General features: G+C 66.8%; 10 protein-coding genes. 2 read left to right on the plus strand and 8 right to left on the minus strand.

Annotated elements, in window-relative coordinates:
• Positions 1-50 precede the first annotated feature (50 nt).
• Together HWX87_RS06220 and HWX87_RS06225 are read left to right on the plus strand one after the other, a co-directional pair.
• Positions 51-716, plus strand: coding sequence for a response regulator transcription factor (locus HWX87_RS06220; protein WP_176046277.1), 666 nt, complete (start codon positions 51-53; stop codon positions 714-716).
• Positions 703-2,124, plus strand: coding sequence for a sensor histidine kinase (locus HWX87_RS06225; RefSeq protein ID WP_176046278.1), 1,422 nt, complete (start codon positions 703-705; stop codon positions 2,122-2,124). The genes HWX87_RS06220 and HWX87_RS06225 overlap by 14 nt, the downstream gene beginning before the upstream one ends.
• Before the next feature lie 57 nt (positions 2,125-2,181).
• Here the strand turns inward: HWX87_RS06225 and HWX87_RS06230 are convergent, their stop codons facing one another.
• From HWX87_RS06230 to HWX87_RS06265, 8 genes are all read right to left on the minus strand, one after another.
• Positions 2,182-2,634 (minus strand): hypothetical protein, encoded by a 453-nt coding sequence (locus tag HWX87_RS06230; protein ID WP_176046279.1) that lies wholly within the window; start codon positions 2,632-2,634, stop codon positions 2,182-2,184.
• Between the two features lie 287 nt (positions 2,635-2,921).
• Positions 2,922-3,782, minus strand: coding sequence for an SUMF1/EgtB/PvdO family nonheme iron enzyme (locus tag HWX87_RS06235; protein ID WP_176046280.1), 861 nt, complete (start codon positions 3,780-3,782; stop codon positions 2,922-2,924).
• A gap of 186 nt (positions 3,783-3,968) precedes the next feature.
• Complete coding sequence (locus HWX87_RS06240) at positions 3,969-5,594, minus strand: sulfatase (protein ID WP_176046281.1); 1,626 nt, start codon at positions 5,592-5,594, stop codon at positions 3,969-3,971.
• A 128-nt stretch (positions 5,595-5,722) separates the two neighbouring features.
• Positions 5,723-6,127 carry a BON domain-containing protein gene (locus HWX87_RS06245; RefSeq protein WP_244137605.1) on the minus strand — a complete coding sequence of 135 codons (405 nt, stop codon included), beginning with the start codon at positions 6,125-6,127 and terminating at the stop codon, positions 5,723-5,725.
• 66 nt (positions 6,128-6,193) lie between these two features.
• A complete protein-coding gene (locus tag HWX87_RS06250; RefSeq protein WP_176046282.1) occupies positions 6,194-7,231 on the minus strand; it encodes a porin in 1,038 nt (345 codons plus the stop codon).
• 160 nt (positions 7,232-7,391) lie between these two features.
• Positions 7,392-8,879 (minus strand): sulfatase-like hydrolase/transferase, encoded by a 1,488-nt coding sequence (locus HWX87_RS06255; RefSeq protein WP_176046283.1) that lies wholly within the window; start codon positions 8,877-8,879, stop codon positions 7,392-7,394.
• 31 nt (positions 8,880-8,910) lie between these two features.
• A complete protein-coding gene (locus tag HWX87_RS06260) occupies positions 8,911-10,158 on the minus strand; it encodes an MFS transporter (RefSeq protein ID WP_176046284.1) in 1,248 nt (415 codons plus the stop codon).
• Positions 10,159-10,192: 34 nt separating this feature from the next.
• Positions 10,193-12,250, minus strand: coding sequence for a glycoside hydrolase family 3 C-terminal domain-containing protein (locus HWX87_RS06265; RefSeq protein ID WP_244137606.1), 2,058 nt, complete (start codon positions 12,248-12,250; stop codon positions 10,193-10,195).
• Positions 12,251-12,408 lie beyond the last annotated feature (158 nt).

Genomic DNA, 12,408 nt, shown 5'->3' on the forward strand with positions numbered 1-12,408 from the left:
CATCCCGTCCTCGGGAAAACCCCTAATCCACCTACCTGCAAAACGGCACCATGCGCATTCTCGTCGTGGAGGACGATGCCGAAATCGGCGCGGCGATCCGCAGCCGCCTGGCGCGGCTCGGCCACGCGGTCGATCTCGAAACCGACGGCGCGACCGCGCACGGGTTGCTGCGCGTCGAGCGCTTCGACCTCGTCGTGCTCGACGCGAACCTGCCCGGCATGGACGGCTTCACGGTATTGCGCCACCTGCGCGCGTCGGGCAGCACGACGCCCGTGCTGCTCGTGACCGCGCGCTCGGCGATCGACGATCGCGTGAGCGGCCTCGGCCTCGGCGCCGACGACTATCTCGTGAAGCCGTTCGACTATCGCGAACTCGACGCGCGCGTGCAGGCGCTCCTGCGCCGCAACAGCGGCCATGCGAACGACGTGCTGACGCTCGGCGGCCTCGCGATCGACCGCAGCAGCCGCCTGGCAGAACTCGACGGCCAGCCGCTGTCGCTGTCGCGCCAGGAATTCGCGCTGCTCGAAATCCTCGCGAGCCGGCCGCAGCGCATCTTCTCGAAGGACGAACTGCTGAACCAGCTGTTCAGCTTCGGCAACGAGCCGACCACGAACGCGGTCGAGCAGTACGTGACGCGCGTGCGCAAGAAGCTGCAGGGCAGCTCGGTCGAGATCCGCACCGCGCGCGGGATGGGGTATCAGATTGTCGCGCATTGACTGGTTCCCGAAGACGCTGTTCGGGCGCACGCTGCTGTTCATCGCGCTCGTCGTCGCGACCGGCGCGCTCGCGCTCGCGGCGATCGCGCGATATTACGCAGGCGTCGCGGCCGAACGCGCGTACGACCAGTTGCTTGCGGGCGCATCGATCCAGGTCGCGGAAAATCTCTACGTACAGGGCGGCGTGCTCGCGCTGAATCCGCCGGTGGCCGCACTGTCGACGCTGTCGCGCTACGACCTCGTCTATTACAAGGTCGTCGATTCGCGCGGCGTCGTCGTGGCCGGCTACAACGATCTCGCGAGCCCCGCGACGCTCGCCGCCGCGAAACAGGGCCCCGCGTTCGCGAATGCCGTCTACCAGGGGCACCGGATCCGCACCGCGACGATCGCGCGCTACATGCCCGAGGAAAGCACGCCGGGCTGGGCGCTCGTGACGGTCGCGCAAACCACCAACGCCCGCCAGCAGCTCACGAACGACATGAGCATCAAGGTGTGGACGCTGATCCTGCTGATGAGCGTGCTCGCGATCGGCGCAAGCGGCCTCGCGATCCGGCGCGGCCTGCGCCCGCTCGCGCAGATCGGCACGATCATCGCCGCGCGCGACCCGGCCGACCTGCGGCCGGTGGCCGTCGATACGCCGAGCGAGATCGACGCGATCATCGGGTCGATCAACGGGCTGATGCGCCGCCTCGCCGAACGCATCAACGCGATGCAGCGCTTCATCGCCGACGCCGCGCATCAGATGCGCACGCCGCTTGCGCGGCTCGACGCGCAGATCGAGCTGCTCGACGGCGAATCCGATCCCGCGCGTCACGCGGCGCGGCTCGACGCGCTGCGCGCGACCTCCTCGGACGTCGGCCGGCTCACCGGCCAGTTGCTCAATCACGCGATGGTGATTCATCGCACCGAGGTCGTGCCGCTGCACCCCGTCGAACTCGTCGCGCTCGCGAAAGAGGTACTCGGCCGCACGATTCCGCTCGCGGGCGAACGCGATGTCGCCGTGGCATTTGCGAGCGATGCGCCGCTGGCGTGGATCGACGGCGACGCGATCAGCCTGCAGGAGGCGCTGTCGAACGTGCTGCACAACGCGCTGCTGCACGGCCATGCCGACGACATCGTCGTATCCGTCGCGACCAAGGGCAATGCCGACGGCACGGTCACGCTGACCGTCACCGACAACGGCCGCGGGATTCCGCGCGAGCACTGGGACGCGGCATTGCAGCCGTTCGTACGAATCGCGCCGGACGGCAGCGAGCGGCGCACGGGGTCGGGCCTCGGGCTCGCGATCGTGCAGGAAGTGATGAAGGCGCACGGCGGGCGCGTCGGGTTTGCGTTTCCCGACGCGGGCGGGTTCGCGGTCGTGCTGACGTTTCCGCGCGCGGCGATGGCCGGCAAGGAAGAGACGTAGACCGCCGGCATCGCGCGTGCGGCCGCACCCGATGCGGATGCGAAGACGACGCAGCGGTCAATCGTCGCTGTCGTCGGTAGCCGCCGTTGCGCTGCGCTCCGCATGCCGCGCCGCCAGCCGGTCGAGTTCGTCGTACTGGCGATCGCAAAACAGCCGGCACAACGTGTCGACATCCGCGCGCGATTCGATGTCGATCGTTTCGACGTTCCGCTCCAGCTTGCCCTTTCCGAGACCGAACAGCCCCTTCTTCATCCGCATCGAGACAGCGAACAGCTGGAAGCCCGCCGCATGCGCATCGCTGAGCGCGGTCACCCACAACTCCCGCTGATCGTCGGCATGCTGCAGCACGAGGGCCGGCAACGGGCCCGTCTGCGTGTCGTCCCACTGCGCATGCTGCGCGACCCACGGGAACGCATCGAACGCGTGCATGAACGACGCGTAGTCCGTCGCGCCTTGCGGATCCAGCTGATCGAAGGTGTAGCCGACTTTCTGAACGGAATAGGTCAACATGCGCGGCACTCCATGGCGTTCGAGATCGCGAGAACGTCAATCTACCTTGAATGCCGCCATCGATCATTATTTTTCGCAGGCCTGACGGAACGGCAAGGGAGCCACATGACGCGACGTGGCCCGGCAAACCGGGCCGGCCTCCCGTGCATCGCCGCGACATCGACACGGTTTGACATGGCGTCGATCGGGAACATGGCCGGCGTGCCACGATCGATTCGCCACCGTTGCGGCATGCGGGCCGTCGAGCCATTCAAGAACGTCCGGCCGCTCCGCTCGCGCGCCATCGGTCACTCGTGCGCGGCGTCGTACGCAATCCGGAAACCCGTGTGTCCGGTCGACGTATCCCGCGGCCGGCCTGTCCGGGCGGCGATGCGGTAGCGATAACAGTAGTCGCGATGACACAGATACGAACCGCCTTTCAGCGTGTGCTCCCGCTCCGCGAGCGCCTGACGGTTCCGGGCCTTTCCCGCGCTCGACAACGACTGCGTCAGGAACGGATCGGCGCACCATTCCCACACGTTGCCGCTGCAGTTGTACAACCCGGCGGGATTCGGTGAAAACGCATCGACCCGAACCGTGCCGGCATACCCGTCCGGCGACGTGTTCAGATGGGGAAACACGCCGTGCCAGATATTGCAGCACTGCATCTCGTCGGACGGCTCCTCATCGCCCCACGGATACCGGCGCGCCTGCGCGCCCCCTCTTGCCGCATGCTCCCACTCGGCCTCGGTCGGCAGCCGGCCGCCGCACCACGCCGCGAAGGCGCACGCGTCGTTCCACGACACATGCACGACCGGATGCTGCTCGCGTCCGGCAAGCGACGAACCGGGCCCCTCCGGCGCCGCCCAGTTCGCGCCATCGATCGCCAGCCACCACGGCGCGTCCGCGGTGCCCACCAGATGGTTCGCCGAAACGGCGGACGATCGAAACACGTAGCTCCAGCCGATGCGCTCGGCTTCCGTGCGATACCCGGTCGCGGCGACGAACTCCGCGAACCGCGCATTCGAGACGGCATAACGATCCATCCCGAACGCGCGCAGCGTGACGCGCCGCCGCGGCCCCTCGCCGTCCGCCTTGATGACGGGCGTATCCGTGCCGACCCAGCTCCTGCCTGCCTCGAACCAGACGATGTCCCGCCTCGACGGCATGCCGGCGCCCGTGCTGTGGGTGCCCGATGCGCACGCATGCGCCGAAACGGCGGACAGTTGCTGGCGTTTTCCCGCGCCGGGACAGCACGATCGATGCTTGTCGTTACTCAATATTCCTCCTCGCCGGACCACCGTTTCCCCGTATCCGCCGGCCGCCGCATGTCAAACCCCGGATTGCATCGCACGTCAACCACCCGACGTCGGCGCGGCCTGCGCCGCGCGCTTGCGCTCGATCTCGGCGCGCATTGCCTGTGCCTGGACAGCAAGGTGCGCGCGCAACCGCTCCGCGCGATCCGCGTGACTGCGTGCCAGGAGTTGTGCGGGCTCGATTGCGCCCGTCGACGGCAGCCCGAGCCGCGTGTATTGCTCCTCCGGCGCGTCGTTGGCCCGCATCAGGTCGCGCATGAGTCCGGCCATCCGCAGTTCGACCGACTCGTCGTACAGCGGACGCTCCTGTTTCGGATCGTCATGCAGGTCGAACAGCAGCGTTCCCGAACGGTACGCATACCCGATCGGCCGGCTCGCGATCTTCATCGTCCGCACACCCTTCGTAAACGAAAAGGGTTCCGACAATTCGATGTCCTGCAGTTCATCGACACCGAACATCTCCCGCATGTGGGTCGGCATCAACGTATATTCGTAAAGCGGTTCGTTACGGTCCGGGTTGGGGCCCGAGCGCATGTACACGTAACGACCGTCGGTCACGTTGACCTGTTCGCCATGCATGCCGAACAGCGCGGCCTCGCGAACGGGAACGTCCTCGTCGATCGTTTTCCCGAGCGCGCCGCCCTGCATGTCCGGCGTGGGTTCCAGCCCGAAGAAATCGAGCAGCGTCGGCGCGATATCGATCATCTGAACGAGCGACTGGCGCCGCACGCCTGCCCGACGGCACCGCGGATCCCAGATGAACAGCGGCGTATTGGCGAGTTCGTTGAACCACGGCTGGACCGTTTTCGCCCACCACCCGTGTTCGCCGAGCATGTACCCGTGGTCGGTGCAGACGATCAACATCGTGTCGCGCCACAGATCGAGCTCGTCCATCAGGTCGAGAACCCGCCCGAGCGAACGGTCGCACATGGACACGAGCGCGGCGTACCCGGCTTGCGCGGTACGCATGTCGCCGTCCGTCTCGCCGGCGGAGACGGGGCCGTAGGGCGGCCAGTCGAAGTGCGCGTCGCCTCGATCGCCCGGGTAAAGGTCGCGATACTTCGGATAGCTGGCGAACGGCTCGTGCGGATCGAACGTCTCGATCTGCAGGAACCACGAATCCTTGTCGTGATTTTTTCTCAGGAACGCTTCGCCCGCATCGAAGGTCAGCGTTTGCGGATGGAGATCCTCGGTCGGGTAATACTGGCGGTTCACGAAATCCTGCCGCGCCGAGGTCTCCTTCAACGCGCCCTTGAGCCGGGCCGGCATCGGAGGCGGCCCGAGCTCCGCCTTCCATGGGTCGCCCTCCTGCCCACGGAAGAATTCCCAGCTGCTGTATCGCGTGTGGTAGGTCGCGCCGCCATCTTCCCAGTAGTGCGGATGATCGCTCGCCAGATGGGCATGAATGCCCTTCTTGCGCAGCATGGCCGGCATCGAATCGTCGAACGGCTCCAGCGGCCCCCAGCTGCGATGCAGAAAATTGTAGCGCCCGGTATGCAGTTCCCTGCGTGCCGGTATGCAGGCCATGCTGCCGATATAGCAGTTTTCGAAGGTCGCGCTGCGGTCGGCGAGCCGCTGGAAATTCGGCGCGTGGACCCAGGTGTTGCCGTACGGCGGCAGCATGTGCCGATTCAGGCTGTCGTACATCACGAGTATGGCTTTCATGATCGGTTCAATTCACTCTGCGTTTGATGCGTTGTGCGTGGCTGCCTCGTTCACGCGGGTTGCGCCGCCGGAACGGTCGCGCCGCCATGCCCGATGCAACGCATGCGATGATTCAAAGGGTTCCCGTCTCAGCGGGTCTGCGGACTGATGCGCAGCCGATTGCGCACCTCGCCGACGCCCGGTACGCGCTGCGCGGCCGACACGGCCAGCGCGGCCTGCTCGGCATCGGCCACCTCGCCGGACAGCGTGACGACGCCGGACTTCGCGAAGATCAGCAGGCGGCTCGAATCGAGGCGTTTCGTTCGCGCCAGCGCGCCCGCCACCTGTTTGCGCAACTTGCGATCGGCCACCTTCGTCGCCTTGCGCGACTCGCTGCCCGAGGCCGACGCAGCTGACGCTGCCGCCGCCGTTGCCGATACCGCTTCCGGCATCGATGCCGCCCCACCCTGCGATTCCTGAGCCGCCGCGCTCAGCGCACTCAATGCGATCATCGCTGCCGCAAGGCAGCGGCATCCCGTTCTACCAACCTGCATGTCGTTTCTCCCGTGATGCCCTGGCATCGCGCCGCTTCATGCGCCGCGACGCCATGGGCAATATCTCTAGAACTGCGTCATGACGCCGATCGATACACCGCTCACCGTGCGCCCGTCGGGACGCAGGTTCAGTGCCGATACGTTCGTCGGATCCTTCTTGTAGGCCCCCGAGAAGCCGTTCCGGTCGAACTCCACATAGAGTTCCGACCGTTTCGACAGGAAGTACTCGAGCATCGCGTACGAAGTCGTCTTCCGGCCATCCGCCCCGGCAACGTTTTTCAGATTGCTGGCCATGTCGTAATAGGTGGCACCGGTGAACTGCAACGTCGGCGTGATCTGGTAGACGATGCCGACCCCGGGAATGTTGTCGCGCCGCTTGCTGCCGGCCGCGCTCGCCGCGGTAACCGCCAGCGCGCTGTAGTTCAGGTACAGCCGCGTCGGCCCGAGCTGCCACGTCGCGCCGCCCATTGCGGTTTGCGCCCACTGGTTGGTGGTGGCGCTGTAGGTCTTCTGATACGCGGCCGCGAGCAGCAGCGAGCGGAACTGATAGCTGGCGCCGACGGCCAGGTTCGTACCCGTGTGCCAGTCGCCGGCCACGCCTCCCGGCGAATAACTGGCTCTGAGCGCGAATCCGCCGAGCCGGCCGACGTATTTGACCGTGTTGTTAAAACGGGCATCGAGCGTAAAGAAATTGCCGCCCCAGACAATGCCGGGCGTCATCGCAAGCGTCGAGCCGTTGGCCTGGTTCGGATCGAGTTGAACGCCGATATCTTCGGCGGCGTTCAGCTGTCGTCCAAGCGTCAGCCGGCCGAATCCGCCCTCCAGTCCGACGTACGCCCGCTGCGAGAAAAGCGTATTCGACGATTTCAACGCACCGGTGCCCAGATTGAAGCCGCTTTGCAGCATGAACACGGCCCTCATTCCGCCGCCCAGGTCCTCCTTGCCCGTGAAACCGAGGGTGTTGCCCGCAATCGGATTGCTGTCGAAGCCGACCTGCTGCCCGCCCTTCCCGCCATCGGTCCATCGAACGCCGCCGCCGAGCGTGCCGAACAGCGTCACGCTCGACTGCGCGTACGCGCCTCCGCCAATCACCAGCGCAACCATGCCTAATGTCAGTCTCCTCACCACGCCGCTCCTCCAATAATTAATAATCCTTATTAAATTGCATGTTCAACCTGCCTGCATCGAACCGGGCTTCTCCGAGCCTTGTGCGAGCCGGACGCGAATGCGCGCTTGACCTGCCGCCTTCGCGCCCGGTTATTGCCTATCGATCGTCCTGCGCACGCCACTCGCCGGGTCGCGGCAAATCGACGGGCGGGAAACGGGAGCCTTTCGCGGCGGGCAGGACGTCAGCCGTTTCGACTTGCCATCGCAACAGGCGCTCCAGCAGCCCGGCCTCGATGTCGGCAAACTCCGGCTTGCCGGCCAGGTTCGTCGTCTCGCTCGGATCGGTCGTGCGCCGATACAGCTCGGGCGCCTCGTAGAGTCGCCACACATACGTCCACTCCGGCGTCCGGATGACCGCGGCCTTGCCCACGGTCTCCGGCTGCCCGCTTTGCAGCTTCGCCTTGATGTCGTACGGAAAACCGGCCTGCTCGAAATGGTCGACTTCGCGGGTCAGGAAGCCGCCCTCGCTGAACACCTGCTCCCGATGCGTCTCCCCGGCCGCCAGAAGGCAGGGCGCGAAGCTCTTCCCGTAGTGCGCATGCGTCGCTTCCAGCCCCGCCAGCTCGAGCAGCGTGGGAAACACGTCGATCATCTCGACCATCGCGTTCGAAGTCGTGCCGGCCACGTCCGGCCCGGACGCGCCCGATACGATCAGCGGATTGCGCAACAGGCATTCGTGCACGCCCGACGGCCACTTCTCGGCGAGCCCGAAATCCCCGAGGTATTCGCCATGGTCCGAAAAGAACGTGGTGATCAGGCGCCCCGGCTCGGTGACCCGGCCGGCCGCCTCCATCACGCGGCCGACATGATGATCCAGTCTCGACACCATGCCGTAGTACACGGCGCGCAGTTCCCGCCATTGCGCATCGGTCAGCTGGTCCCATCCATGCGCGTTGGACAGCGCATCGACATACGCCGGCATCCGGCCACTGCCAGCGACGCGCTCGGGCACCGCGGCGCGGTCGTACATCGAGAACCACGGCTCCTCCGCTTCGAACGGCGGATGCGGCGCAAACAGCGGGACATACAGCACCCACGGTTCGCGGGGCGGAGCGGCAAGCCAATGCTCCGCCGTGCGGATCACCACTTCGTCGTATTCGATCGCGGCCTGCTCCTGCGAACGCTGCCCCCGAAAGAACGCGCGCACCATCGGGTCCGCGGGATCTCCTTTCGTCTTGCTCTGCAGGAATTCCGCCGCGCTTCGCCGCGTCTCTTCCGGCAGGAAGCCGTACTCATGCGCCGAACGCTCGGTCGCGCCGGGCGCGAACGAGTCGCCGCGGCCGCCGGCCATCGCAACGTGATAGCCGTTTTCCTTGAAGACGCGCAAGAAATTCGGCTCGTCCGGCCCCAGCAGGTAACCGAGCGTGCGATGCCCGGCCACGTGCGGATACTGTCCCGACAGGAATGACACGCGCGACGGCGAACAGACGCTGTGTTGTCCGAACGCCTGCGTGAATGCGACGCCGCCGGCGGCGAGCCGATCCAGGTTCGGCGTGAGAACGGGCGTCGCGGGATGGACCGCGTGAACGCAGTCGGCACGCAACTGGTCCGCGACGATGATGACGAAATTGGGCTTCGTGGTCATGAAATATCCGGTAGAAAAATACGAGTCGATGTCAGCGAACCGACCTGATCGCGGCGATGACGAGCCCGCCGAGCAACGTCGCGCAACTTGCCGCGATGAACAGCGCGTCGAAGCGGATCGCACCGCCCGGCCCCGTCAGCCAGGTGGCGAGAAGGGAAAGGGACAGCTGCGGAACGACGTTCGCGAGATGGAACACGCCCATGTCCTTTGCCGCGGCATTGCGGTCGGGCAGCACTTCGGTCACCAGCGCAAGGTCGACGGCCAGATACGCGCCCTGCGCCACGCCTATCCAAGCGATCACGACCAGCAATTGCGAGAACGTCGTGCAGGACAGGAGCACCGGAAACCCGAGCGCCATCCCGATGCCGGCCCCGATCACGAAGACCTTGCGACGCCGCAGCCGATCCGACAGGCGACCGAATACCAACGCGCTGGCCGTCATGGCCGTCGTGGCGACCAACAGGCACATGAACATCGCGTGAGGCGTCTCTTTCGTCGACAGGCCGATCCGGTCGCGCAGATAAAACAGCAGGTAGTACTGCAAGCTGCTGACGCCGAACAGCACCAGCGCACGCGACAGCCACGCGATCGCAAAATCGGGATACTTGACCGGATTGGTCCAGAAGCTTGCCGCCACTTGCCGCCACTGCAACGGTTTCACCTGTTGGGCATCGAGCCGCCGGTCGTTGGCGAGCACGACGAAGCAGGTAATCGCCACCAGCGCGATCGCCCCCTGTACCAGCGCGATCGAAACGAGATCGGGAGCCAGGTGCCTCGCGATCCCGACGCCCAGAAGAATGCCGATCGGCGGCGTGAATCCGACGATCGACGAATAGAAGCCGAGCTTGTCGGACCGGACCTGATCCGGAAGCACCGCGTTAAGGCCGCTCAAGATCGAATTGAACGTCAACGCCATCAGCCCCCATCCGAGCGCGAGCTGCGCGGGCGTGCGAGCGGTCGCCATGACGGCCATCGCACCGAGCCCGCCCAGCATGCCGCCGAGAATCCACGGCTTGCGCATGCCCCAGCGCGAGCGCGTGTGATCGCTCAGCACACCGAAGATCGGCTGCGCGACCAGGCCGATGAACGAGCCGATACCGAGCGCCCGCGCCAGCACGGTTGCCTTGTCGGTCGGCGAGATTCTTTCCGCCAGCATCGGCAGGATCATCATCGGATACGGCAACATCGCCAGCCAGACGCCGACGAAGGCGACCGTCAGCGTCACGCCGAGATACCGGTTGCCCGTTTTGCGGGCCGATACATACATCAATTCGTCCATACTCCCTCTCCATTCATCGTCCGCCGCCTTCCGTTCAGCGCCCGAACACCCGCCCGTCGAGCTGCACCGACCCGACGATCGCGTGATCGGTCGCCGCATGCGCCAGCGCGACGCGATACGTGCCGGCCGCGATCCGCCACTGCGCTGCCTGCCCGTCGAACCGGGCCAGCAGGCGCGGATCGACCGTCAGCGACACGCGCACCGATTCGCCCGCGCGCAGCGTCACGCGCTCGAAACCGAGCAGCCGCGCGCGCGGCTCGTTGCCGGCATCGGTCAGGTAGAGCTGCGGCACGTCGTCGCCGTCGCGCGTGCCTGTGTTGGTCACCGTGAAGCGCGCCGTCACCGTGTCGCCGCCTTCGAGCCGCAGATCGTCGTACGCGAAGCGCGTATAGCTCAGCCCGAAGCCGAAGCCGAAACGCGGCGACCGCCCCGTCCGCGCGAACCAGCGATAACCGACGTCCGCGCCCTCGTGGTAGTGCACGTCGATCGGCGTGCCAAGTTCGACATCGGCGCCCGGCAATGCCGGATGCGGCGTATCCGCGATGTCGACCGGAAACGTGACCGGCAACCGGCCCGACGGATTGACGCGCCCCGTCAGGATCTCCGCGATCGCCTGCGCGCCCGCCTGCCCCGGATACCACGCCTGCACGATCGCGGCGACTTCGCCGCTCCACGGCATCGCGACCGGGTTGCCGGTCTGCAGCACGACGACCGTATTGGCGTTCGCGCGCGCCAGCGCGTCGATCAGCGCATCCTGGCCGAACGGCAGCGTCATGTCCGGACAATCGAAACGCTCGCCTTCGTGACGGATCGCGTTGACGATCACGACGTCGGCGCGGCGCGCGAGCGCGACCGCGTCAGCGACGTGCGCGCCGCTGTCGTAGTCGACGATCGCGTCCGGCAGCTGCGCGCGCAGCGCCGCGAGCGGCGACGCGCCGCCGATGCACATCGCGGTCGGCCCGAGCAGCGGATGGCTGCGCATCGGCACGACCGCCGCATAACCGCCCTGCGGCATCACCTGGCTGGAGCCCGAGCCGGACAGCACGCCCGCCTGCGCGAAACCGCCGATCACCGCGATGCGCCGCACCGTTGGCGCGAGCGGCAGCACCTCGCGTTCGTTCTTCAGCAGCACGATGCCCTCGCGGGCGATCTGCAGCGCGATCGCGTCGTGCGCGGCGAAATCGACCGGCTCCGGCGCGCGCGCGCGATCGATGCCGACCGCGTAGCAGGAACGCAGGATGCGCGTCACCATCTCGCCGATGCGTGCCGGCGGCACCTTGCCTTCGTCGTACGCGCGCCGCAGCGGCTCGTTGAACCACTCGGCCTCGTCGAGCTGCGCGCCCGAATGCTGGTCGAGGCCCGCGAGCGCGGACTCCCAGCCGTACACCGCGCGCCAGTCCGACATGATCCAGCCCTTGAAGCCCATCGCGTCCTTGACGACATCCTGCATCAGATGCCGGTTGCCGCTCGTGTACTCGCCGTTGACCAGGTTGTACGCCGTCATCAGCGCGCCGGGATCGCCTGCCTCGATCGCGATCTGGAACGCGAGCAGGTCGCTCTCGCGATGCGCGTCCGGATCGATCACGGCGTTCAGGAAGAACTTGTTGGTTTCGCTCGCATTGAGCGACACATGCTTGAGCAGCGCGATCACGCCCTCGCGCTGCGTGCCGGCCACCACGCAGCCGCCGATCCGCCCGGACAGCAGCGGATCTTCCGATACGTATTCGAAGTTGCGGCCGTTGCGCACGTCGCGCACCAGATTGATGCCGCCGCCCAGCGCGACGTTGAAGCCGCGTGCGCGCGCCTCCTTGCCGATCGCTGCGCCCATCGTGCGCGCCAGCGCCGGATGGAAGGTCGCGCCGAGCGCCAGCCCGGCCGGGAACGCGGTCGCGCGCTCGTCCGCGGTTTCGGTATGGCGCAGGCCAAGGCTGGCGTCGGCCAGCTTCAGCGCCGGCACGCCCAGGCGCGGCACGCCGGGGACGTAGCCGGCGATGACGGGCAGGTCGGCCGGCACGCGCGGCTCGCGGCCGGTGCGGCCGAACACGCGCACCATCAGGCTGTAGAGCAGCGAAAACCGCTCGTCGTCGGTCATGCGGGCTTCGGTTTCCCGCGCACGGGCGTCGGGACCATCCGCCGGCGCCATGCTCGCGGCGGCCGGGGATTCGATGGGGGTCTGCAGTCGAGTCGAGGATGTCATCACGCGTTACTTCGTATGAATGGGACCGGCCGACACCGCGCTTGCACCGTCAG

It is taken from the genome of Burkholderia sp. BCC1644 (genome assembly GCF_902833225.1).
In the GTDB taxonomy this organism is placed as follows: Bacteria; Pseudomonadota; Gammaproteobacteria; order Burkholderiales; family Burkholderiaceae; genus Burkholderia.